The organism is Vibrio sp. J2-4 (assembly GCF_021728155.1).
Lineage (GTDB): Bacteria > Pseudomonadota > Gammaproteobacteria > Enterobacterales > Vibrionaceae > Vibrio > Vibrio diabolicus.
In genome coordinates, this window is sequence record NZ_JAKKCN010000003.1 from 282,230 (window position 1) to 306,081 (window position 23,852).

The following is a 23,852-nucleotide window of genomic DNA, read 5'->3' on the forward strand; positions in this document are numbered from 1 at the left end:
TCTTAGTAGTAAAGGTAATAAATATAGTGGAAGAATAAGGGGGCGGTGAACATCAGACTATCAATACGATCTAAAATGCCGCCATGGCCGGGGATAAACTGGCTGGTATCCTTAATTTGTAAGTCACGTTTAACCGATGAAATTACTAAATCGCCAATAAAGCCACTCAAGGCGATAATCATCCCTGCAACTAAACCTTGAACTGACGTTAATGGTGTCAGGTAAGGTGCCACAAAATAGCTAGTGATGATTATGGTTGCCGCACCACCAATAAAGCCTTCCCATGTTTTGTTTGGACTGACTTTCGGTACGATTTTGTGTTTACCGAAGCTCTTACCCCATACGTATTGACAAACATCATTAAACTGAGTGAAGACCAATAAGAACAGTAGCATTCCCATTGAACCGGCCTCTGGATTCTTGCTGGGCAATACCAATAAATATGCCATATGACTAACACAAAATACCGTCAGCATTAACGCCCAGTGAATGATACCTGCTGAGCGAATGAAACCTTTGGTATCGCCAATCAACACCGCGACCATTGGAAGATAGAGGAAGATGAAGACAGGAATAAAGATGATATACATGCCATACCAACCGATTGATAACCAGTAGTATTGAAACGGGATCGAAAGGTAAGCCCAGAAGATCACGCGTCGATCTGTCATGCGCGTTGGTACTACAGAGAGAAACTCTTTCAGCGCCATAAAACTCAAAAAGGCGACAGAAATCAGCGTGTATTGAGTGGGCAGATAGAGCACAACAAAGACGATTCCGATCATCCACCACCAAGAACGAATGCGAAGTTTAAGCTCGTGGTAATCCTTATTAAGATTATGGCGTGACAAATACAGGTAAACCAAAGTGCCAATCACTAGTACGAGTGTGATGGCGGCCATCATGTATAGCGAATGCGTAGGGATATTAATCATGGCTAGTCTCACCTACCGCCTTATCGATTGTCTCGTTGGCGGTTAGAGACTTAGAATGCTTGGCCTGCTGATTTTTTTCATGGTTCGATAATAAGTTAGCGAGTTCTTCTTTAGCATTAAAAATACATACCAAACGACGCCAGCAAGTTACAGCACAGCCAATTACCATGATTGCAAGCGATATGTCCATCAAATAAATGCCAAGTGATAACGTAAACCAATGGTTAATCGCCATTACTAAAAGCGTTACTGTGAGTACGGCCATTCGATGCTGCTTAGCCATTGGTCCTCGAAAATCGGCCGAGCAGTCCATGCTAACACCCAAAACGCGAATGTAAGCTGAAAGTACCGCTAATAGTGCCGCAATCCAAGCCAGAGGCATAGAAAATGCTGAATGAGCAACTAAACCGGCAGCGACAATCAACAGCGGATCGGCAATGCGGTCTGGAACATCGTTAAACAATTCACCAGCAGGGGTTTTCTTCCCACCTTCTACAGCGACCATTCCGTCAAATAGATTGCACAATAACCGCATTTGAACCATCAGAGCGATCAGCACTAACCAAATTGGCGTAGGCCAGAAGCGAAAACTAACTGCAAACGCAAGGCCAATAGCGGCAAATAGGATGCTCATCAGTGAGATTTGGTTAGGGGTAATGTTTTTTTGGCTCAGCCAAATAGCAATGCGTTTGATAACAGAGATTCTACGCACTGCAAGAGGGCGTCGATTAGACTCGTTTTTGGATTCCATGCAGTCCATGTCCTTAAATAAGTTTTGTCGTTTTATACTTACGTGTTTTTCTTTTAAAATATTATGCATTTGCCATCAGTAGCATTGAGTCTACAGGTATATTTGATATCTCCACAATTCAGACTTTTATCGGGAAAAGCCTATAAACTGAATGCGAACGAGTAAAAGGCCTAACGCATTTTGGGGCAAATCCGAGCTAGCTCAATATTGGATAAATCTTGCCAGTGTGTTTGTAATTTAGAAAACTATGGGTAATCACAGGTATTGCAGTTGTTGAGAAGAGCTAGTGCGATGTTACTCATCGCACTAGCAAAAAGGTTGGATTAGTACAGTTTAAGTGACGTTACGTTAAATCATCGAGCTTTCACGTACATCAGATGTATTCCTGTTGGGGTGATTTTTGTTAAATCTCGACTGTACACATATCCATATTTTTCTAACAAGTCGATAGAGTGATATGTCCATCCAGCAGCAAATGCCACGCCTGCCAATGCAAAATAAATACTAATTTTGTTAGCTAACTGCATAGCTCTTTGAGAATAAAGTTCATTAATCTTCTTCCCATATAGCAATGCTTTAGGTGTCATAAAAAGCACACACACTAAAGCCCCAAAAACACCAACAGGAACCCACAAGGTAATAATGGAAACTTGCACGGTATCGGCTCGATTCAATAGTTCAAGGTAATCCAGATAAACGCCATAAGAAGGATAAAACCAACACAACAACATTAGTGAAATAAAAAACAAGCCAGCCAAACGGATTTTAGTTTTATATCGCACTTTCTAACCTTTCAACTATCGTTTGAGAAATTTTGTATTCGCCCCAAGCCCATTCAATTAGAAGATATTTCGCTGTTACAGCAATTGCACAGATAATTATCGGTTGACCTAAGAAAGCAGCAGCAAACAATGCGGCTTCACCAACTGCGCTCTGGAGTATAAATTTGAACATGTCAGAGCCAACATTACCAAACCAATTCACTAGGTGGTAATCATCTTTGAACACTAGGTCACTGGTAGCAATACTCGCCGATACAACAAACGTTAAAACTCCTGCACCTTTAAAGTTTGCAGCCCTAGATTTCGGGCCAAAACCAGTTTGCATTGCTTTAAATGAGTTAAGCGGGTATTTTTCCGTTCATGTTGATACGAGAGCCATTCACAAACGCATGTTTGAGTGCTTTCCCGTTCTGATCTGTCCCATTGAATACGACAAAGATTTTTCCTCTGCTCTCAACAAGATCCGCCTTAATGTTCATGTCCCCGAATTGCTTAGCAATAGACGCGGCGTCAAACATCGGCTCTGTGTGGTTGAACCATGATTTTTCTGCATTAATACTCGCAGCAAGAGCTGCAACGTCTTTACCAGAATCGAGCCAAACGTTATGCAATATCTTGTGCGCATCTTCTAAATCAGTAATAAGTATATGCTGATGATTCTTCGCCATTTCATCTTCAAGTGAACACTGTTGCCCGATAGAATCGCTCAGAATTTGAGGCGTTTTTAAACCTTGAGAGATTTGACCTAATCCAGCCTCTTGTCTATCTCTAAGAACCCTCTCTCTAATTTGTGCCCATCGCTTTTCATCGCTCGCGGTATACCTCAACTCTTCCTGCGCTCTCGACGTTGGCGAGCTGCTCGTTCTCTAGTTGTTTCTGTCTTTCTTTTGGGGCTACAGGAGCGGATTCATATCTCATGGAAGTCGGTTTTACTGATAAATAAAAACGATAATAACAATATTTTCAGGTATTTATCATCATCAAGAAGACAATCTGATGATTCAACCAACTAAATAGGCAATCTGACAGGCTAAATAAGCATAATGAAGACTCAATCGTGTTGAGTTGCATTCTATCGAATAACTTTTTGTAGGGTAAAATGAACGACACAGATCTTGTAGAGTGTTTGGTCTAGCGAGTCTTGGGGCACTTTTGCGTTAGAAGTTGCCCACGCTAAAGTTTCTGGACAAAAGCGTTTTAGTTCACATGCTTCGCCTGACGTTACATAATTTTGGCCTATAAAAAACTTTTATTCATTGCAATGAATGAGCAATGACAATCATTCAGTTTTCCCTTAAAGCCAATCACACCAATATCTAGATCACTGATTTCTTAGCTTGCCACTGCTAGCGTGTGTGTTTCTTGATGTAAACAGGAAATAACACACATGGCACTACCCACGCTCACCGAGGATAAAGGCAAAGCTTGGCTCTTCAAGGTCATTACCTAAACACCAGAGCTAAATGCTTGTCTAATGAGGTTATTCTTGGATAGTGGAATGACAACACTAGAGATATACCGCATCCAAGTTCGTGATATTGTGAAGAAGAATGGACAGTTAACAAAATTCTTTGCGGTTAAAAGATGGTGAGCATCCTAGCATACTAATCGGTAGAAGCACTTTTGCAGTATGACTGGAACATAATGACGTGAACGTACCAATCATTCATTTGATGATTGGGGATAAGTCATTAGAAACAACATTGAGGCTAATATAAACAGATACTGTAAGTATGTTAGCCATTGCTGATATGGAGTTTAAAAATAAAACATATGCTGAACAGTTGTGTTGTAGTGGTCAACTAAAATTTAGAGGGGCACCTTGTATATGGAAAGCTTCGTCTGTTTTTTATAGTAGAATAGACATAATATACAACAGGTTAAGTTTTATTGAATAAGGGAAGATAATGCAGAAGTTACAGCCAATTCTTTTGATAGGATTATTTTTACTGGCAGGCTGCGAAAAAGAAGCTACCCCAACACATCCGCTTATGCGGCAAGAATTGGTTGAAATGATCAAAGCAGGTAGAGATGTAACTCAGGTAGATGTTTCTAAAATTAAAGATATGAGTAGACTTTTTGCTCATAGGCATACATTTAACCAAGATATCTCTAGATGGGATGTTAGTAACGTTACTAACATGTCCTATATGTTTCATGATGCTAAAGCGTTTAATCAGGATATCTCTGGATGGGATGTTAGTAACGTTACCAATATGACCAATATGTTTAGCCATACTCATTCTTTCAACCAGAACATATCGGGGTGGAATGTTAGTAATGTGACGGATATGACAGCCATGTTCTTTGCGGCTAGGACCTTTAATCAGGACTTGAGTGCTTGGAATGTCTTGAATGTGGCCAACTATATGACTTTCAATTACGATGATGATGAAATGACTTCAGCGCTGACGGATGAGCATAGACCCAAATTTCTTCCAATGAAGGTTACTGTCGATGATATTAAGGCGATGCTCTACTTCAAGGAGGATATATCAAACGTTGATACTTCTGAAATAACAGATATGAGTAAGCTTTTTTATGAAATGCATTCCTTTAACCAGGATATTTCTAATTGGGATGTTAGTAATGTAACCAACATGGCGGGAATGTTTTGGAAAGCAGACTCTTTTAATCAAGACCTATCAAAATGGAATGTCTCCAATGTGACCAATATGAGAACTATGTTCGGTGGTGCTAGCTCTTTTAACCAAGATATTTCAAACTGGAACGTTGGCAAGGTTGAGGATATGAATGGAATGTTTGCTAAGGCAAAGTCTTTCGATCAGGATATCTCAAGCTGGAATGTAAGCAAAGTCAAGACTATGGAAGGTATGTTTGCTAATGCTGTATCATTCGATCATAGCATAAATCTCTGGGATGTAAGTAATGTTGAAAATATGTCCTACATGTTTTATCTGGCGAGAAAATTCAACCAAGACTTATCAGAATGGGATACAACTAGTGTACGATATATGTCGTATATGTTTCATGGAGCGAGTAAATTTAATGGAGATATCTCATCTTGGAACACGGGTTCTGTGCACTACATGAAAGGTATGTTTTATCAAGCAGAGAATTTTAATCAAGACATCTCCAACTGGGATGTTACTGGAGTGAATAGTACTTATATTATGTTCTACGGAGCCAAATCTTTTAATCAGGACATAAGCAATTGGGATATAAGAAATATTAACTCAATGTGGGGAATGCTTCATGGTACAGAGTCCTTCTCTTATGATTTATCCGATTGGGCTCTTGATTCTATTTTATACGCAGATCCTGAAGAATCTACTCTTTAATCCTTTCTCTAGATTTCCTATAGTTAAATCACTGATAAAGCATGTACATTTGCGTGGATACTTATTTCTCTAAATAAGCGTTCTCAATTGTAAACGGTATAATCTAATTGGTACACACACCAAAAGGATACAGTGCTAGGACTGAATGGCCCAAAAAGAGTCAGCCTAACGGTCTGGCTCTTTTGAATGAAAACACATGGTATCGTGGAATAACTAGGGAGGCTGTGGCAGATTACACTCACTTACTCCTTAGGCAGGTGACCAGTTTCCTTCGCAAGCTTTTGCATCGCCTCGGCAAACGTTGTTGTCCCGCCTTTAGCTTTCACCTGTATTACCTTATACCCCATTTTTTCCAACACTTGGCGCTCTGCCAAAACAGCTTTGTCATCTTGCTGGCTACCTTGAGCTGGCTGATGAATGTAACATCCCTCTAATTTACCATCTTCGACCAATTGGTGGTGTTTCAGTGCATCGATATCAAAATTCATAATAAGTCTTTTCATTAAAAGTGGGAGTTTCTGTGGCAGGTTACATACGCTTCAAAGGCTTCACGACACTATCTAAGCCTTCAATTTTGAGCGCTAAACACAGCTTGAGCAAATCCCCTAGCTCGCCGCTTGGCCAGCCCTTTTTATCGAACCACAGTAAGTATTCTTCAGGTAGGTCGATTAACACTCGCCCTGCATATTTCCCAAATGGCATTTGCATTCTAGCGAGTTTAATGAGGTTTTCTTTTTCTAACATAAGTGACAAAGATTTGAGGTAACTCGTCCAAGAATATCACTGCCGCCCTCTCCTCACCAGCAAATCGCACTCACGTTTATTTTGGCGGCTTTGACTCGCTTTGTGCTAGAGTACGCGGCATAAAAAATGAGAACGAGAAAGCAATGAAGTCACCTTGTCGAGCAGCATGTAAAAATAACGCCGGAATATGCTCTGGTTGTCACCGAACGATGGATGAAATCATCCAATGGAAAGACAAAACCGATCTCCAACGAAACACGATTATCGAACAAATCGCAGGGGAAGATTCAACGCACAATTGTCCTGAGTGCGGGACTCAAGCCCATTGTGATATCGCCGCAGGCAAAGAAACCTGTTGGTGCTTTACTATTGAAACCCGTGATTTACCCAAGCCAAGCGCCAACCAGCTGTGTTTGTGCCGAAAATGTCTAGAAAAAAAGCCAGTCGCATAATACGACTGGCTTACTGTTCTGCGTTTTCTGACTGGTGTTTATTTAGCGGTTAAAGCGGGTGCTTCAAACCTAATACCATCCCACCCTGTCACCATAAAATTACGAATATTCTGGTGTTCGCTGTTCTCTGGATGCTGCAATACATCTTCACGATAAAAACGGCCAAAGCAGGCTAGCGTCGCTTCTTTGTCTAGGTTATTTAGCAAGCCGAAAGCGAAGATCTTACACGAACCGTTGTTCTCACCCGCGTTGTTTTGCGTCTCACCATTAACAAAAGCGGTTGGCTCAAACGTATAGTTATCTTCGATCACCGCCATCGTTGCTTCAAATTCGACCTGCTCTGGTGACGCTGCCAACAAATCTAAAAACGATTTTAATTCCATTATTCCCTATCCCTACCTCATCATTTTGATGACACATTAGTTTCATAAAAAGCCAATATAAGAGTCATCAATCATACATATATTCAGAGCCTTACCAAATCACACGTCATTCAGCGTTCCATCATTCCAGTGGCGGAAATGGACAGAAACATAAAACCCATGCTGATTGACAACCTATCGGATTGATAAGGAGATATCATGATCACCCCTTTAAAGGCAATCGGTGCACTCGCATTGTCATCACTTGCCATCGCGTGTTCATCACAACCCGAAGATACCGTGGCTTCATTCGCTACACAATGCAAACCTACCACTGCACCCGTTACTGGGGAAACTTCAATTCAAGGGTTAACGTTTATCGGGACATCCGTTGCTGATGCCCCATTCGACACATCGGCAGCTGAAATCGTTAGTTATGACGCCTGTACGGATAAGCTCTATGTGGTCAATGCTGAAGCAAAACGTGTCGATGTAATGTCTATGGATGACAACGGCGTACCAATGCAAACCGCATTCATTGATCTCAACAGCGCTGGCGAAGCAGCGGGCATTGAAATTGGCGCTGCAAACAGTGTCGCTGTATTCAATGGTTTGGTCGCGGTTGCGATTGAAAACAGTAATAAACAAGCGAATGGTATTGTTGGTTTGTACCGCTCCGACGATTTGTCATTAGTCACGACGTTCCCAACAGGCGCATTGCCAGACATGGTTGGCTTCTCGAAAGATGGCCGATATATCGCAACCGCTAATGAGGGCGAACCAAACAGCGATTACAGCGTCGATCCTGAAGGTAGCGTCACTTTGATCGATCTGAACCTTGGCGTTACTCAAGCAGAAGTGGCACAAATTGGCTTTAACGAGTTTGATGGTTCACGAAAAGCAGAGCTCCCAATGAATGTGCGTATTTCGGGGCCAAACGCCACCATCGCACAAGATCTAGAGCCTGAATACCTCACTTTTGCAGATAACGGTAAAATCTATGTCGCGCTACAAGAAAATAACGCCATGGCAATCGTCAATCCAGAGAGCAAATCGGTAGAAAAAATTGTTGGCTTAGGTGAGAAGTCTTGGTCGGACGCTAAACTCGATGCATCTAACAAAGACAAAATTATTGGAAACTTGAAAAGCTACCCACAACTGGTTGGCTTATTTATGCCTGACACCATCGACAGCTACTCAGTGGATGGCAGTACTTACATCGTATCTGCAAATGAAGGCGACGGACGTGAGTACGGATTCAAAACCACTCAAGAACTGTGCGACAAAGCTGGCTTTATGTGGGATGAAGACGATTACCTTGGTACAGATGAATACACATCTGAGCAAGGGAGCTGTTTAAGCCATATTGATGAAGTGCGTGGTAAGAAGCTGAAAGTAGCAGCAGAACACCCATTGGCAGAGGCACTAAAAGACAACAAACAACTCGCGCGTTTAAAAGTGATTAAGCCGGCACAAACGCTTTCTGCACAAGATAAGGTTCAAGCATTTGGCGCACGTTCATTCTCGATTTGGGATGAAAACGGCAAGTTGGTGTTCGATAGTGGTGACGATTTCGCGACCATCGCGCTGCTGAATGAAGGTAAAAACTTCAACAGTACCAACGATAACAATCACAGTGGCGATGACCGAAGTGATGATAAAGGCATTGAGCCAGAGGCGATTGAAGTAGCACAAATTAACGGTCGTCATTACGCGTTTATCGGCTTGGAGCGTCAAGGCGGTATCATGATTTATGACATTACCGATCCGAAACAAGTGCAGTTCCTACATTACGTAAACCGTCGTGATTACAATCAGCCAGTGTGTACACAAGTGGAAGATGGAGAATGCACCAACGACACATACAATCCAAAAGCAGGCGATTTAGGCCCAGAATCCATCAATTACTTTACCCGTAATGGTAGTCATTTTATCGCTGTTGGCAATGAGGTATCTGGCACGACATCCGTCTTCCGAATTAACCTATAAAGCAATGTAAAAGTCATTTAGAAACACAACGCCCGGCATAAAGCCGGGCGTTTTTGTGTGAGGTAATGTCCTACTCTTTCGATGCTAGCGCATCACACTTTGATGCGCAGATAAAATCGTTTTTATGCAGACCTTTGATCGAGTGACTCCACCACGTTACGGTGACCTTACCCCACTCCAACAAAATAGAAGGATGGTGGAACTCATCTTCTGCCAGTTCCGCGATTTTGTTACTGAAAGCCCATGCTTGTTTGAAGTTCTTAAATTTATACACCTTTTCTAGTTGAGGTATGTCTTCTCTTTCAATGATCTGCCAATCAGACAATTGCAGCAGCAGAGATTGTTGTTCTTCTTTGCTTAGTGCAATGGCATCGATACTACAAGCTTCGCATTTTTGTTCATTCAACATGAGCAGGTTCCTTTGGTTCAAAAAGTGGAGGAAGCAGTCCAGCTTCAATCGCTAGATCGGCTTGTTTCAATAAATTTAACTGACTGATTTTAAAGAGCTGAGAAAAGTCATCAATCACGTAGTACTTCGGTTGCATGATGTCGATACGATAAGGCGTTCTCAGCACAGTTTGTAATTCAAATGGGTCGCGAATTGCTACATCACTCTCTAATGCGTAGAGGGTTTCGCCAGGAGATGAGAGAATACCACCACCGTAAATTTTGGTTTTGTCCCCTTCTTTCACCAAGCCAAACTCTACGGTAAACCAGTAGAGGCGAGCGAGATAGGCTCTTTGTTTTGGGGTAGCGGCTTGCCCTAGTTGACCATAATGTTCGGTAAATGCAGCAAAATCTGGGTTGGTTAACATCGCACAATGACCAAATATTTCATGGAAGAAATCCGGCTCTTGCAAGTAATCGAACTCTTCTCTGGTACGCAAGAATGTGGCGACGGGAAAGCGCTTATTACCGAGCAGATTAAAAAAACGGTCGAAGTCAATAAGCGCAGGAACGGGCTCCACTTGCCAACCTGTTGTCTCCATCAGGACACGATTAATTTCTGGCAATTGAGGAACGCGGTCTTGAGGTAAATCAAGCAGCGTTAAACCGTGTAAATAAGCCTTACAAGCTCTGTTTTGGATCACACCCATTTGTCGTGTTACCAAATCTCGCCAAATGGCGTCTTCTTCACGGCTCCATTCAACCCTGCCTTCCTGGTTTACGGGTTTAGAACGATACTGAGTCATGGCACATCTCCATTAACAAATCCTTTACATTAAGCCTATCTTCAGTCTTAAGAGCTTCCAATCCCTACACGATTTTCTCAGTATCGACTCGATGTAATATATTGTTTACAACGCATCGTAACTGCATGATTTTTATGACACGATATAATATCTAGCTTGTTTGACTTTATCGTGTATTCCTCTCAAACTAAAATCTGTTACCACTTTGTTATAGAGGGACCTATGCGCGAGAGCAGCAAAGTATGGCAACCGAGCGAAAGTCGTATCGAAGAAGCCAACATCACACAGTTTATTGAACACATTAATCGACAAGGAAATACCATTGAAAACTTCGCCGATCTGCATCAATGGTCGCTCGATCATGTGGAAAAATTTTGGCAAGAAGTCTGGTTATTCTGCGACGTCATTGGTACTCAAGGAGAGACCGTAAAGGAGCAAGCAGAAAGTCGCTGGCAGCAACCCGTCGAAAATAGAGACATAAAATGGTTCCCAAACGCACAAATTAACTACGCAGAAAACTTGCTAACCTACGCGTGTCACCAACCCGATGATCTCGCGATTTGGTTTGAAAATGAACGTGAAGAAAAGCAAACCTACACATGGAAACAATTGTGTGAAGAAGTTTCGAGTGTCCAGCAATGGTTGAAAGAATGTGGAATCAAGCAAGGTGATGTCGTCGCTGGCTATTTGCCTCACTTACCTCAAACGGTGATAGCCATGTTAGCAACCACCAGTTTAGGGGCAACCTGGACTTCTACCTCACCTGATTTTGGCGTTGAAAGCGTTTTGGAGCGCTTTGGTCAAGTGAAACCTAAAATCCTGTTTACTTGTGATGGCTATACATTCAATGGCAAAACTTTCGATATGTCTGAGAAAAACCAGCATATTGCGGATCATCTTGATGGTCTTAAACAGGTTTGCCAAATTAGCTACCTGAAACCACACATTTTTGAATGCGACGTCTGCACTCAAGATTGGCAAAACGTCCTGAATCAATACACACCTGAAGCGCTGACTTTTACTCGTGTTAATTTTAACGATCCGCTATTTGTGCTCTATTCTTCAGGCACGACAGGCAAACCGAAATGCATCGTTCATTCCGTCGGCGGAACAGTGCTTAACCATTTGAAAGAGCATCAACTGCATTGCGACATCCAACCGAACGACAGAGTGTTTTATTACACGACCTGTGGCTGGATGATGTGGAACTGGCACGTTTCTTCACTCGCGAGCGGCGCATGTTTAGTAATTTTTGATGGTAGCCCTGTTTATCCCACTCATAACGTGCTTTGGGACCTCGCTGAACAAGCCGAAGTGACGCTGTTTGGAACTTCGGCGAAATACCTAGAGGCATTGGAAAAAGTTTCTTTTTCTCCGCCGAAAAGTGATGCATTTCCAAGTCTGAAAACCATTTGCTCAACGGGCTCAGTTCTGTATCCAGAACAGTTTGATTATGTCTATCAGCACATTAAAGAAGATGTCCACCTCGCATCGATCTCAGGCGGGACAGACATTTGTGGCTGCTTTGTGTTAGGCAACCCTATTTCTCCCATTTATCGAGGAGAGTGCCAATCAGCGGGATTAGGGGTCGATGTCAGAGTCTTTAACCCGCAGGGTAATAGCGTAATCGGAGAGCGCGGTGAGTTGGTTTGTGCCAATTCATTGCCCAACTTCCCCTCTGGCTTTTGGAACGACACCGGGGAGAGATACCATCGTGCTTATTGGGATAAGTTCGACAATATTTGGCACCACGGCGACGATGTTGAACAAACCAGCGTTGGTGGATACGTGTTTTATGGTCGAAGTGATACCACGTTGAATCCCGGTGGCGTAAGAATCGGCACGGCCGAAATCTATCAGCAAGTGAACAGTATAGACGGTATTCTAGATTCCATCGCAGTAGGAAAAGAAGTCGATCGCAACGAAAAAATATGGCTGTTTGTCCAATTAATGAAAGGGATAGAGCTCAACGACGAGATGATCGCCTCCATCAAAGCACAGCTAAAATCTGCATGTTCTCCAAGACATGTACCTAGTGCAATTTACGCAATAAGCGATATACCTAAGACCCGTTCGGGAAAACTGGTTGAGTTAGCCGTTAAGCAAGTCGTTAACAATCGGAGTGTAGAAAATTTAGGCGCAATAGCCAATCCTGAAGTGTTGGAGGAGATACGCAGGATAGTCGCCCCAAAATAACCTCAAAACACTTGGTTGTTAGAGAACCACTTTGCGTACACCCGCAGCGACAGGTTGAAGAACAAGTGAGGTTAACTTGGGTACATACCCTCAACCGATAAGAAAAAAGCGAGCTAGGTAGCTCGCTTTTATCATGTGGTGTTCTTTATTAAGTCTTAACGGCGACCAAGCCCCATTAATACCGACATCGTTTTACCGTCAGATGTAATGTCAAAAACGTGTTGCGATTCCACCTCAGTAAAACCTGCATCTTTCAAAGCACGTTTAGACTTCGCTAGGGTAAAACCGTCTTGTTCAGATTCTGCAATCCAATCAAAATGAACAAAGTAACCGCCGTGGTTAAGTAAAGAATGCGAGATTTTTAATGACGCGTCTAAGTCTTCCACAAACGCTAAAACTGACGATGCAACTACTAGGTCAAACTGTCCACGAAACGCTGGATGCTGAGCGACCAAGCCGCGAGACAATGCATCTACGACAGGTTCTACATTGGCAAGCTCTTTTTTATCGAGTTCTTCAATCATGGCTTCCGATGCGTCTAATGCTACGATGTCTTTAACCATCGGTGACAATCGTTGACTTAACTGCCCTGTTCCGCATCCAAAATCTAGTACTTTAATGCCATCAAGCTGAGTTAGCTGTTGTAACTGCTCAAACACCGACTGCGCAAATTGCTCTGTTGCTGGATTTGATTCCCAGTTTTTTGCTAAGCCGTCCCAATCTTGTGCCATCGTGGCCTCCATGTTCACTTTTTGTAACCCACATAGATTACCGCAAAACCGTTAAAAGACCATAGACTTATCTGGCGGATTCGCGTTTTTTTCGATAATCTTTCACGGCTTTGGGAGCATATCTGCATAATACCCAAATTATTTGAATTCATTTATTGGTTGTGTCAAATCATGAACTTAACTCAAGTAGAAGCCTTCTGCACCATCGCTGAGTGTGGTTCTGTTTCTGAAGCAGCGAGGCAACTCGATTGTAATCGCACCAAACTCAGTATGTCGATTAAGGCTTTAGAGAAAGATCTCAACGTTGAGTTGTTTACCCGAACTGGCAACCAGCTCACTCTCTCTGAAGCTGGGAAAGCCATTTACAAAGATTGCGAACACCTACTTATCATCGCACAGCGGATAAGAAAAACCTGTGCTCAAATCTCGGAAGGTTTTAACGCGGAAGTTTGGGTTGCACGTGACGACTCCTTGCCTGATGATCTCTGGCAGGAGCTTTCTCATACACTGAATAACCGCTTCCCTTCCACAACCTTCAACTTAATCTTGGCATCCAGTGGCGACTTGGCCAACTTAGTTAGTACCCATCAAGTGGATTTTGCCTTTGGTGTTGATTATGAGCGCGTCGACGATCCTCGTATCGTGTATAACCCGCTAGGCAAGATACGTATGATGTCAGTATGCAGTGCGGAACATCGCCTAAGTAAGATGCGCCGAGTCTCAGACGAAGATCTACGCAGTCAGATGCAAGCATTGATGGTGTACCTAAATGAGAAAGACAACCCTGAACTGCAGCCTTTCTCGACTCGATACATTGGCTTTTCAAGTTTTGACTACATGCTTAACACCATCTTAGAAGAAGACGCTTGGGGTGTACTGCCAGAACCATTAATCCGCCATTACCTTCGCCAGCAAAAGCTCGCCGTTATCAAGCATACATACGGATTGACACAAGAAGACTACTGTATGTTTTCACCTAACGGTCAAACTGAGCACCCAGCAATGACATGGTTAGCGGATAAATTGAGCGAGTATTTATTTGACTTCTAAACATTTTATCAGTGAGCGCCAATTTTATTGGCACCAAGATCATGCAGCAAGTTATTGTTTTATAAGAACATAAACAAAAACGCAACTTTTTAGATTAGAACCTGCTCACTTAGTGGTTGCCTAAATTACCTTATGCGAGAAGAATAGTAAGGTATTAAAATTTAAAGGCATCTTTTATGTGTGACAGGACAAGCAAAAACGAAAACCGTATTCTAACCATTTCAGCCCTTTTAGCATCTGGGTTCGCTGCTGGTGGTATGGTACTTGGCTTGCTTGTAGGATCAATTGTCATCGTTTTTGACGGTGTTTACTCTTTGGTCAGCTTACTGTTAACTTTATTGTCACTGGCCGCTTCCTACTATATTAACAAGCCCTCAAAATCTGTATTCCCATTTGGAAAAGCGGTCTTAGAGCCAATCGTTATTGCGATAAAAGCGGCTGTTATTTTAGTGGTTGTAAGCTTTTCTCTTTACTCTGCAATTTCAGCATTGATGTCCGGAGGCCGTGAAGTCGATGCTTCTATTGCCACTCTATTCGGCATCGTAAACGTCATCGGTTGTGGTTACGCCTGGTGGTTTATGGCTAAACGCAACCGTCGCTTCTCATCAGGCTTGATTGAAGCAGAGAAAAAACAGTGGCAGATGGATACGCTATTAAGTGTAGCGGTGACGGTAGGATTTGTTGCTGCTTGGGTTGTATCACTAACGCCATTCGCTGAATATGCGGTTTATGCCGATCCTATGATGATGGTGCTAATGGGCTTCTACTTTCTGAAAGTTCCTTTTGATATGTTGGTTGGTGCACTACGTGAGCTACTAATGATGACACCAAGCAAAGAGCTATGTCAGGTCGTTGGCAATGATGTACTAGAGATAGAAAAAACATCTGACCACCAGCTGAAGTTAGCGGGTATCACTAAAGTGGGCCAAGAGCTTCGTATTAACATCGATTTGCACGTCGATGACGACACCATCGCATTAGATAAGTTGGAACAAACTCGCACTCAGTTAACGAAACGTCTGTCGAAGCACAGATTCAAACTGCAACTCCATTTAAACGTCGCAAACTGTTAGAACACGAAAGAAAAAGCTCCCGACCGAGGGAGCTTTTTCTTTCTGTCATTTGAGCATACAGCGCAAAAACAAAATCAGATAATTTTGGTTTAACCTGCTGCTTCACGCTTCTCCTTGGTGACTACCCAACAAAGCAAAGAGCCCACCGTAACCATCACAACCCCCTGCCAAAAACTCGGACTCAACGTCACACCAAGAATAATGGAAGAAAATAGCGCAGAGAAAATGGGCGTAAAGTAAGAAAGTGTCGCAAGAAAGACCATGTTTCCGCCAACAATCGCGATGTTCCACAAACCATAACCACCAGCCATCAACGCCGCAGAAGCAAAAAGGTAGCCCATTGCTTCCCATGAAAAAGTCATCTCTGGCTCATCAGCAAACGCATATTTCATCCATAACGAAACAGCAGTAGCAATGAAAAACAACGTAATCGCGTTATGTTTGGATTGCTGCCTTTGGGTTAAATTACAATAAAAGGCCCATATAACTGCTCCTGCGAAAGCCATAAAGTACACCAAAGGGTTACTACTGACATTGGACATAATCTGAGTAACGGATAAGCCATTCTCACCACTCACCGTCCACGCGACTCCAATAAACGCCAGCGCAACCGCTGGATAAAGCAGCAAGTTTGTTTTTTTGTTACTGCCTAAAACCGCAAACAAAACGGTGAGTGCTGGCCAAAGGTAATTGACAATCGACACTTCAATAGCCTGCGCACGCGAGTTGGAATATCCCAGAGATAAAGCGAGAAATATTTCATAGCAAACGAACATCGCGCCACCAAGCATGAGATACTTTGGAGAAAAGTACGATAACTTCGGAATACCAACTACGATAAGAAGGAAAATAGAACTGAGAGAGTACAACATGGCCGCCCCGCCCACGGGACCTAGGCTCTCGGTAACCAACCTGGCAATGCCAAGTAAACAACTCCAAGAGAGGATGGCAATACAACCATAAAGTGTGAAACGAAATTGCACTGATTTCATGTGACCTACCACTCACGAATGCCAAAGGAAACATCAGCTTAACTCAAAAATGATCAGGTTCAACGTACTGTTTTATAAAAATCAGTATAAAAATCACTCCATTACGCAGTTGGAGTCGATATGAAACATTTTCTGCCCTCGAGTGTTATGCTTACACCTTTTGTTGTGCGCTACTATGATGAAGAAGACGACGATAGCGAAATCGCCGAAACTGATTCGAGCACTCAACATCTAAAAGAAACAGAGCAACAAACGGAAACCTCAGACTAAAGGAATTCTCAAATGAAAAAAGTCGCAGTTATCTTCAGTGGTTCAGGTGTTTACGATGGCACAGAACTACATGAAGCCGTATTAGCACTCCATGCCATTGAAAAAGAAGGTGCATCATGGCATTGCTTTGCTCCTAACATCGATCAATTACACGTGATTAATCATCTAACTGGCGAAGAGATGGACGAAACACGAAATGTGTTGGTGGAATCTGCACGCCTTGCACGTGGCAATATTGATGATGTTGCAAGATTAAACCCAGATGAGTTTGATGCCCTACTCTTACCTGGCGGTTTTGGTGCCGCTAAAAACCTCACTGACTTCGCAGTATCAGGAGCTGAGTGCTCGATTAATACACACGTAGCTCAAGCATGTCGCGCATTCGCTTATGCGAAAAAGCCAGCAGGTTATCTGTGTATTTCACCTGTCATTATTCCGATGATTTATGATCAAGGCGTGAAAGGCACCGTAGGCAACGATGAAGCGATCTCGATAGCATTTAATCAAATGGGCGGTGAGCACATCACTTGCTCTGTCGAGGATATCGTTTTTGATGAAACACACCTCGTTCTATCAACCCCAGCTTATATGTTGGCAGAGAATATCTCTCAAGCGGCATCAGGTATCGAAAAGTTAGTATCAAAGCTGATTGAAATTGCCTAATTATTGATAGATAACTTATAAACCTACCTCCCATCCCCATTGATAGTTAAGTTATTAATGGGGATTTTTTATACTTTAGTCTAATTTAGAGATATATCCGTATTAGATATCAATTTTTGCCAATCGATTGCGTCACTGGTTTCATATTTGTTCTACTTTATATCTGTGTTGCACCTATATGCTGTGCAACAAGATCACTGTCACAGTTTTTCTCTTGCAAATACCTCTAAATAGGTAAACTTGCTTCAGATCAACTTCAATCTGGAAACGAGTGTGCGACAGTAAATGGCAAATTAAGAAAGATTATTAAAAATAACGACGGAGCTATCCAATATGACAAGTGCATTTTTTATCCCTACGGTAAACCTAATGGGCGCTGGTTGTTTAAAAGACGCAGCAGACAGCATCCAATCTCAAGGCTTTAAAAAAGGTTTGATCGTTACGGATAAGATCCTTAACCAAATCGGTGTAGTCAAACAAGTTCAAGACCTTCTCACTGAACGCGACGTAGCAACCGTTGTGTACGATGGCACTCAACCAAACCCTACTATCACCAACGTTAATGATGGCTTAGCTTTACTAAAAGAAAACGAATGTGACTTCGTTATCTCACTCGGAGGCGGCTCACCGCACGATTGTGCAAAAGGTATCGCTTTAGTGGCGTCAAACGGCGGCAAGATCGGCGATTACGAAGGCGTTGACCAATCCGCAAAACCAATGCTGCCTCTCGTATCAATCAACACAACGGCTGGTACTGCTTCTGAAATGACACGTTTCTGCATCATCACAGATGAAGAGCGCCACATTAAGATGGCGATTGTGGACAAACACACAACACCATTGATGTCAGTGAATGATCCTGAATTGATGCTTGCTAAACCTGCGTCTCTTACTGCCGCAACAGGTATGGATGCGCTAACACATGCGATTGAAGCTTACGTATCTATCGCTGCGACACCAATCACTGACGCGGTAGCAATCAAAGCAATTGAACTGATTCAAACTCACCTTCGCACAGCAGTGAAAAACGGTGAAAACCTTGAAGCTCGAGAGCAAATGGCATACGCACAGTTCATGGCAGGTATGGCATTCAACAACGCATCTCTTGGTTACGTTCACGCAATGGCGCACCAACTAGGCGGCTTCTACGACCTACCACACGGTGTATGTAACGCAATTCTTCTACCTCACGTACAACGTTACAATGCGCAAGTATGTCCAGAGCGTTTACGTGACGTTGCTAAAGCAATGGGTGTTGATGTTGAAGGTATGTCAGCAGAGCAAGGTGCTGCGGCGGCCATTGATGCTATCGTTGAGCTTGCTAAAGATGTCGGCATCCCATCAGGCATTAAAGAGCTTGGTGCGAAGCTAGAAGATATCCCAACCTTAGCGGACAACGCGCTAAAAGACGCTTGTGGTTTCACTAACCCGAAACAAGCAACGCACGAAGAGATCTCTAAGATCTTCGAAGAAGCGATGTAGGCTCGCTAAGTAAACAATTCTCTAGTCTTAATTCAATCCCCGATCTCGTATTGGGGATTTTTTATATTCGCATACCCTGCCAAACATCCTCTTTTAGTGTTAGCTTTTAAGTATCTTGGATTCATATTGGAAGGAACCATGAGAACTATCACTGCGACCCTACTCGCTTGCCTAGCTTTTTCTATCGATGCTGCGGACTATCGTGCCAATGAGGTTGCCAATGGGTTTCAAATCCCATGGGGAATTGAATTTCTCGATAAGCAACAAATGATCGTGAATGAAAAAAACGGCACCGTTTCATTACTTAATATTGCGTCGGGAAAACAGCAAACCCTCTTCAAAGTACCGAATGTGAACACCAGTGGGCAAGCTGGTTTATTAGATGTAGCTCTAGTGCCGAATACCGCTCCACAAAATCCACAACTTTTCTTTACTTACAGCAAACGTACCGATAAAGGAAATACTGTGGCCTTAGCGACCGCACAATTGAAAAACAATCAACTTGTGGATTGGAAAGACGTCTTTGTCGCCGACGCAATCACGGACACCAGCCGTCATTACGGCAGCCGTATTGCGTTTGTCGATGACAAGGTTTACTTCTCAATTGGGGACCGTGGCGAACGTGATAATGGGCAAGACACTCAAACCCATGCAGGCACTATTCTTCGCCTCAACCTTGATGGCTCGGTACCACAAGATAATCCATTCAAGACTTCTGAGGCTCGCCCTGAAATATGGAGTTACGGGCACCGCAACCCACAAGGCATGTTTTACGACGAAGCAACAAAACTACTTTGGTCGATTGAGCATGGCCCTCGTGGTGGTGATGAAATCAACCTGATTAGGAAAGGTGCAAACTACGGCTGGGCAAAAGTCTCTCAGGGTAAAGAGTATTGGGGACCGTTAGACGTTGGAGAAGCGAAAAGCTTACCGAATATGGAAGACCCAAAGTTGGTTTATATTCCGTCTATCGCGCCAAGCAATATGGTGGTGTATCGTGGTGATAAGTACCCAGAGTTGGATGGAAAAATCCTCGCCGGTGCCTTGAAGCTGGCGCACATCAACGTGGTTTCTATTGAGAATGGCAAGCTCACCGAATCAAAAAGATTGATGGAGAATCTTGGCGAGCGAGTCAGAGATATTACCATCAGTCCGGATGGCTATGTCTATTTTTCAACAGATACAGGCAAAATTTTCCGTCTTGAAGAGAAGTAATCAAACACCAACATTATTGAGACTATTTAATTTGTGACGTATCAGTGATTTATTTTCGTACAAGTAACACGTTTGAATCTAAAATTAACAATAACCTTTTGTTTTTAGAAAGATAGCTTGGTTTAAGTCGTACGAGGTCATCATGGTTCCTTTTCCATTAAAACTTGAAAGAGTCAAAGCCGTTATTTTCGACTTAGACAATACGCTCGTCAGCTCCGATATGAACTTCAAAGATCTTCGTCAGCAACTAGGCTGTCCACAAAACGAAGATTTATTGGATTTTGTTGATAAGCTTGACCATCCACATCAGAGAGAGCATGCCCATAATGTTATCTTTGATCATGAAATTTCTGATGCCGAGCAGTCATCTCCGATGCTGGGTTGCCACGAGCTTTTGGCATACTTACATCAGCATAAAGTTAAAACCGCGATAGTAACGCGCAACTGTTTGATCGCTACGCAGCGTAAGTTGGAACATAACCGAATTAATGTTGAACATGTCCTCACTCGTGAATGCTACCCAGCAAAACCTGATCCTTTATCACTCCAAGTCCTAGCTAAAGAGTGGCGATTAATGCCAGATGAAGTACTTTATGTGGGCGATTTCCTTTATGACCTACAAGCCGCATACAACGCCCAAATGCCATCCTGCCTTGTTCACCACAATACGACTGCACAATTCCACGACTCCGCCTCTCTTGCTGTAACAGAACTGACCGATTTACTCGAACATTTTCAGTCTTTTAAGCACATTCACGACTAACTAGGTACTTTCATAAACAAAGGAGCACTCGCGTGCTCCTTTGACTTATTCCCGACTTATTTATGCCTTCCCAAGTGAGTGCTTGGGCGATGCGTCGCTTAGCCTTGTAGGTAAGCGTTAAGCATCCACATTAATTTTTCTTGCTCACGGATGTAGTCACCCATCAATGCCGCGGTACCTTCATCGCCTGCTTCACCCGCGTTTTGTAGAATCTCACGCTGTTTTAGAAGTAGAACGCTAAAGCCTTGAACCAGACCTTGTACACACTCCTCACCAGAAGTCGCGTTTTGATGTTCTTTAATTTCACTTGCTTCCAAGTAGTTGCTGAATGCGTGCGCTGGCGTATGACCCAAAGTTAGAATACGCTCTGCAAGCTCATCGATTTTTGTTTGCAGATCAGTGTAGATCTCTTCAAATTTTACGTGCAGTTCGAAGAATTGCGCACCTTTAATGTTCCAGTGGTAACCGCGAGAGTTCATATACAACACTTGGTAATGCGCTAGCAGTTGATTTAGCTGTTGAGCTAGTTGTGCTGATTGTTCGCTGTCTAGACCAATTAGGCTTACTTGTTTGTTCATAATCTTGCTCCTAGAAGGATGATACCAATCATAGTAACGAACGATTCTCTTACCGGGATTGGTATAAAGTTTAAAAATTCTTTTGCAGTATTTGCTGCCGATGGAGTCATATTACGACTCCACCTCGGTGAAGAAAATTTGGTTTTAGCTATGATTTAAATAGCTAAATCCAATGAGCAAGTAGACGAATATCGGCGTATCATCCAACAAAAAGCCCCAACCCTTTTTGTGTAAAAAGGATTGGGGCTTTTTTACTATTTGGTTAACGTTCAAAAGTTTATGAAAAGATGTAAACCTTATCTACGCCGTTTTGAAAGTTGCCATCTGTTGATTCAGCTCGGTAACTTGCTCTTTTACTTGCAATGATGTCTCTGATGCACGTTGGCTGTTATTCGAAACCTCATCCACTGATTGAGTAATATCGGACATTAATCCAGTGATCGAATTGGTCGCATGAGATTGCTGCTCTGCCGCTGCCGCAAGTTCTGCCATTTGTTCATTCAAAGAGCCAATTTGCTCAGTAGTAACAAGCAAACGAGTTACCGCTCTTTCAATGTGCTCCGCGCCCTGCTCCGCAAGTGATTGGCTGTGTTCAATTTCCTCAACTACCGAATTAGTCGAGCGTTGAATCGCATTGATGATGCCGTTGATTTCTGTCGTCGACTGAGTAGTGCGAGTCGCCAACATACGCACTTCGTCCGCCACAACCGCAAAGCCTCGTCCTTGATCACCCGCACGCGCTGCTTCTATCGCCGCATTCAATGCCAGTAAGTTAGTTTGCTCTGCCAAGCCTTCAATTACTTCTGTCACTCGACCAATGGCTTCGCTCTCTTTGCTTAACTGCGTCACTTGCGTACTCGCGGTTTCAATACTGCCGTGCAAGCTTTCCATGGTGACTTTGTTTTGCTCTAAAGCATCACGACCTTGTTCAATCTCGCCTTTTGAATCAGAAAGCTTCTGCACCGATTGGTTAGCTTGATCTAGGGTGTTACGCGCCGCTAAAGCGATTTCATCCAATTGGCTTCCCATTTCAACAATGCTGGTCTGTTGCTGTTCCACATTCGATGAGGTGACTTGCGCCGATTCCAACAAAGCCCCCATACTGGCATCCACTTGGTGCGCTTTTTCACTCACCCCTGCCACAATGCTCGCTAACGATTGGTTCATGCGGTTAATCGAATCGGTAAGGTCTGCCAATTCATCTTTCCCAACAACGGTGAGCGGAGGCTGAGAAACATCTCCTGAAGCGATCGTCTTGGCTCGCTCCGATAAGTTTTTCACTCGGCGACCAATGGTGTTGCCCATGTATTTTGAAATCGCTACCGCGGCAAACAAAACCAACGCTGCCGCAATCAGCATGGTGGTGAGTACGTTTTTGATCGACTGATTAATACCCTGTCCGCTTTGATCAGCACGACTTTGCTGCGCCAATACGATCGTTTCTAAACTTTGGTCTAGGGCATCCGCTGCTGGTAACAGTTCGTTCGCCATCAGCAAGTTTGATTCGTTCCATTCTGGTGACTGACGTAATGCAATTACCTGCTCTGCTAAAGGAAAGTACAGTTGCTGCATTTCTTTAAACAGTGACCACAATGATTGGTCGTTATCAGTGAGCCTGTCGAGTTTGCTATCGATTTCCGCCACAGACTGATTGTGGTACTTAATCAAGTCGTGGTATTTGTCCAGATGATCTTGCTGCCCGTACAACAGGAAATCACGCAGAGCAGACAGAGCATTGGCGAGCGAGGTATAACTGTCGGCGTAAACTTTAAACAGACGTTTTCTGTCTCCACCAAATGGGTTTCCTGACTCTTCATTGATTAAGCTTTGAAGCTGATCAAGTGCCACTTCTGCAATGGGTGCCGCTTCGTTAATAAAGAGGTTGTGCGCGGGTAAGTTCTCATCACTGTGGCTGAGCTCAATCAGCTTGTTCAAAGAGACTTTGACCGCATCCCACTGACTTTGAATCGCTTGAAAATCCTGTTCAGAGATCAAAGCCTGCAACGTTGGAAGCGACTCGTCTGTTGACGCCATGATATTGCGTACGTCCTCACTTAGACGTGCGCTCGCCTCTTCATCGCCACCTAGCAACATGTAGGCTCGAATAGAGGACAGCGACGCCTGAACGGACTGTTGGATACCGCGACTGGTGTCGACGGTCGGTAAATCGGATTTAAGTAACGAAGAGGCGTATTGCTCTACAGTGGTGACGTTGCGATACGTGAATACCGCTGATGCCATAAAAAGTACGGCTAGCAGCACAAAACTGAGCTGCAACTTCCCTGATATCGTAAGGTTCATCCATAAACTCCTGACAACGATGAGCCTT

General features: G+C 43.2%; 23 protein-coding genes and 1 pseudogene. 11 read left to right on the forward strand and 13 right to left on the reverse strand.

What is annotated here, in order from left to right:
• Window positions 1-2: 2 nt before the first annotated feature.
• From L3V32_RS11450 to L3V32_RS11465, 4 genes and pseudogenes are all read right to left on the reverse strand, one after another.
• On the reverse strand, window positions 3-935 hold the full coding sequence (locus L3V32_RS11450) for a phosphatidate cytidylyltransferase (protein ID WP_237284323.1): 933 nt from the start codon (window positions 933-935) through the stop codon (window positions 3-5).
• Complete coding sequence (locus L3V32_RS11455; protein WP_237284598.1) at window positions 928-1,695, reverse strand: CDP-alcohol phosphatidyltransferase family protein; 768 nt, start codon at window positions 1,693-1,695, stop codon at window positions 928-930. Before L3V32_RS11455 ends, L3V32_RS11450 begins: the two co-directional genes overlap by 8 nt.
• 344 nt (window positions 1,696-2,039) lie before the next feature.
• Window positions 2,040-2,468: a hypothetical protein gene (locus tag L3V32_RS11460; RefSeq protein ID WP_237284324.1), complete on the reverse strand. Its 429-nt coding sequence runs from the start codon at window positions 2,466-2,468 to the stop codon at window positions 2,040-2,042.
• Window positions 2,458-3,386: pseudogene (locus L3V32_RS11465) on the reverse strand (hypothetical protein). Before L3V32_RS11465 ends, L3V32_RS11460 begins: the two are co-directional and overlap by 11 nt.
• A 989-nt stretch (window positions 3,387-4,375) precedes the next feature.
• On the opposite strand from L3V32_RS11465, the gene L3V32_RS11470 reads away from it, so the two are divergent.
• Complete coding sequence (locus L3V32_RS11470) at window positions 4,376-5,770, forward strand: BspA family leucine-rich repeat surface protein (RefSeq protein ID WP_053303747.1); 1,395 nt, start codon at window positions 4,376-4,378, stop codon at window positions 5,768-5,770.
• A gap of 242 nt (window positions 5,771-6,012) precedes the next feature.
• Here the strand turns inward: L3V32_RS11470 and L3V32_RS11475 are convergent, their stop codons facing one another.
• Window positions 6,013-6,258 carry a hypothetical protein gene (locus L3V32_RS11475; protein WP_074189940.1) on the reverse strand — a complete coding sequence of 82 codons (246 nt, stop codon included), beginning with the start codon at window positions 6,256-6,258 and terminating at the stop codon, window positions 6,013-6,015.
• A gap of 40 nt (window positions 6,259-6,298) precedes the next feature.
• Complete coding sequence (locus tag L3V32_RS11480) at window positions 6,299-6,514, reverse strand: DUF3820 family protein (protein WP_005375557.1); 216 nt, start codon at window positions 6,512-6,514, stop codon at window positions 6,299-6,301.
• Between the two features lie 143 nt (window positions 6,515-6,657).
• Here L3V32_RS11480 and L3V32_RS11485 point away from each other — a divergent pair, with 143 nt between their 5' ends.
• The gene (locus L3V32_RS11485) at window positions 6,658-6,966 is read left to right on the forward strand and encodes a cysteine-rich CWC family protein (RefSeq protein ID WP_084742272.1); all 309 of its coding nucleotides are present in this window, start codon (window positions 6,658-6,660) and stop codon (window positions 6,964-6,966) included.
• Window positions 6,967-7,004: 38 nt separating this feature from the next.
• Here L3V32_RS11485 and L3V32_RS11490 read toward each other — a convergent pair whose 3' ends face one another.
• A complete protein-coding gene (locus L3V32_RS11490) occupies window positions 7,005-7,349 on the reverse strand; it encodes a HopJ type III effector protein (RefSeq protein ID WP_237284325.1) in 345 nt (114 codons plus the stop codon).
• A gap of 198 nt (window positions 7,350-7,547) precedes the next feature.
• Here L3V32_RS11490 and L3V32_RS11495 point away from each other — a divergent pair, with 198 nt between their 5' ends.
• On the forward strand, window positions 7,548-9,317 hold the full coding sequence (locus L3V32_RS11495; RefSeq protein ID WP_237284326.1) for a choice-of-anchor I family protein: 1,770 nt from the start codon (window positions 7,548-7,550) through the stop codon (window positions 9,315-9,317).
• Window positions 9,318-9,387: 70 nt separating this feature from the next.
• Here L3V32_RS11495 and L3V32_RS11500 read toward each other — a convergent pair whose 3' ends face one another.
• Window positions 9,388-9,726 (reverse strand): 4a-hydroxytetrahydrobiopterin dehydratase, encoded by a 339-nt coding sequence (locus L3V32_RS11500; RefSeq protein WP_104970144.1) that lies wholly within the window; start codon window positions 9,724-9,726, stop codon window positions 9,388-9,390.
• A complete protein-coding gene (gene phhA / locus L3V32_RS11505; protein ID WP_005391119.1) occupies window positions 9,716-10,510 on the reverse strand; it encodes a phenylalanine 4-monooxygenase in 795 nt (264 codons plus the stop codon). The genes L3V32_RS11500 and phhA overlap by 11 nt, the downstream gene beginning before the upstream one ends.
• A 222-nt stretch (window positions 10,511-10,732) precedes the next feature.
• On the opposite strand from phhA, the gene L3V32_RS11510 reads away from it, so the two are divergent.
• A complete protein-coding gene (locus L3V32_RS11510; protein WP_237284327.1) occupies window positions 10,733-12,706 on the forward strand; it encodes an acetoacetate--CoA ligase in 1,974 nt (657 codons plus the stop codon).
• A 155-nt stretch (window positions 12,707-12,861) separates the two neighbouring features.
• On the opposite strand, the gene L3V32_RS11515 is transcribed toward L3V32_RS11510, so the two are convergent.
• On the reverse strand, window positions 12,862-13,437 hold the full coding sequence (locus tag L3V32_RS11515) for a class I SAM-dependent methyltransferase (RefSeq protein ID WP_006742039.1): 576 nt from the start codon (window positions 13,435-13,437) through the stop codon (window positions 12,862-12,864).
• 171 nt (window positions 13,438-13,608) lie between these two features.
• Here L3V32_RS11515 and L3V32_RS11520 point away from each other — a divergent pair, with 171 nt between their 5' ends.
• Together L3V32_RS11520 and L3V32_RS11525 are read left to right on the forward strand one after the other, a co-directional pair.
• Window positions 13,609-14,487: a LysR family transcriptional regulator gene (locus L3V32_RS11520; RefSeq protein ID WP_006742040.1), complete on the forward strand. Its 879-nt coding sequence runs from the start codon at window positions 13,609-13,611 to the stop codon at window positions 14,485-14,487.
• A gap of 176 nt (window positions 14,488-14,663) precedes the next feature.
• A complete protein-coding gene (locus L3V32_RS11525; RefSeq protein WP_237284328.1) occupies window positions 14,664-15,560 on the forward strand; it encodes a cation diffusion facilitator family transporter in 897 nt (298 codons plus the stop codon).
• 89 nt (window positions 15,561-15,649) lie between these two features.
• Here the strand turns inward: L3V32_RS11525 and yddG are convergent, their stop codons facing one another.
• A complete protein-coding gene (gene yddG, locus L3V32_RS11530; RefSeq protein WP_237284329.1) occupies window positions 15,650-16,552 on the reverse strand; it encodes an aromatic amino acid DMT transporter YddG in 903 nt (300 codons plus the stop codon).
• 120 nt (window positions 16,553-16,672) lie between these two features.
• Here yddG and L3V32_RS11535 point away from each other — a divergent pair, with 120 nt between their 5' ends.
• The 5 genes from L3V32_RS11535 (at window position 16,673) to L3V32_RS11555 (ending at window position 20,945) form a co-directional block, all read left to right on the forward strand.
• Window positions 16,673-16,822: a hypothetical protein gene (locus L3V32_RS11535; protein ID WP_006742043.1), complete on the forward strand. Its 150-nt coding sequence runs from the start codon at window positions 16,673-16,675 to the stop codon at window positions 16,820-16,822.
• A 12-nt stretch (window positions 16,823-16,834) separates the two neighbouring features.
• Window positions 16,835-17,485 carry an isoprenoid biosynthesis glyoxalase ElbB gene (gene elbB, locus L3V32_RS11540; RefSeq protein WP_237284330.1) on the forward strand — a complete coding sequence of 217 codons (651 nt, stop codon included), beginning with the start codon at window positions 16,835-16,837 and terminating at the stop codon, window positions 17,483-17,485.
• Window positions 17,486-17,818: 333 nt separating this feature from the next.
• The gene (gene yiaY / locus L3V32_RS11545; protein WP_237284331.1) at window positions 17,819-18,967 is read left to right on the forward strand and encodes an L-threonine dehydrogenase; all 1,149 of its coding nucleotides are present in this window, start codon (window positions 17,819-17,821) and stop codon (window positions 18,965-18,967) included.
• A gap of 138 nt (window positions 18,968-19,105) precedes the next feature.
• Window positions 19,106-20,182 (forward strand): PQQ-dependent sugar dehydrogenase, encoded by a 1,077-nt coding sequence (locus tag L3V32_RS11550; RefSeq protein WP_237284332.1) that lies wholly within the window; start codon window positions 19,106-19,108, stop codon window positions 20,180-20,182.
• Window positions 20,183-20,324: 142 nt separating this feature from the next.
• A complete protein-coding gene (locus L3V32_RS11555; RefSeq protein ID WP_074189932.1) occupies window positions 20,325-20,945 on the forward strand; it encodes an HAD family hydrolase in 621 nt (206 codons plus the stop codon).
• 98 nt (window positions 20,946-21,043) lie between these two features.
• Here the strand turns inward: L3V32_RS11555 and L3V32_RS11560 are convergent, their stop codons facing one another.
• Together L3V32_RS11560 and L3V32_RS11565 are read right to left on the reverse strand one after the other, a co-directional pair.
• Window positions 21,044-21,523, reverse strand: coding sequence for a Dps family protein (locus L3V32_RS11560; protein WP_074189931.1), 480 nt, complete (start codon window positions 21,521-21,523; stop codon window positions 21,044-21,046).
• Window positions 21,524-21,823: 300 nt separating this feature from the next.
• Window positions 21,824-23,824, reverse strand: a complete 2,001-nt coding sequence (locus L3V32_RS11565) for a methyl-accepting chemotaxis protein (RefSeq protein ID WP_237284333.1) — start codon at window positions 23,822-23,824, stop codon at window positions 21,824-21,826.
• Between the last annotated feature and the right edge of the window lie 28 nt (window positions 23,825-23,852).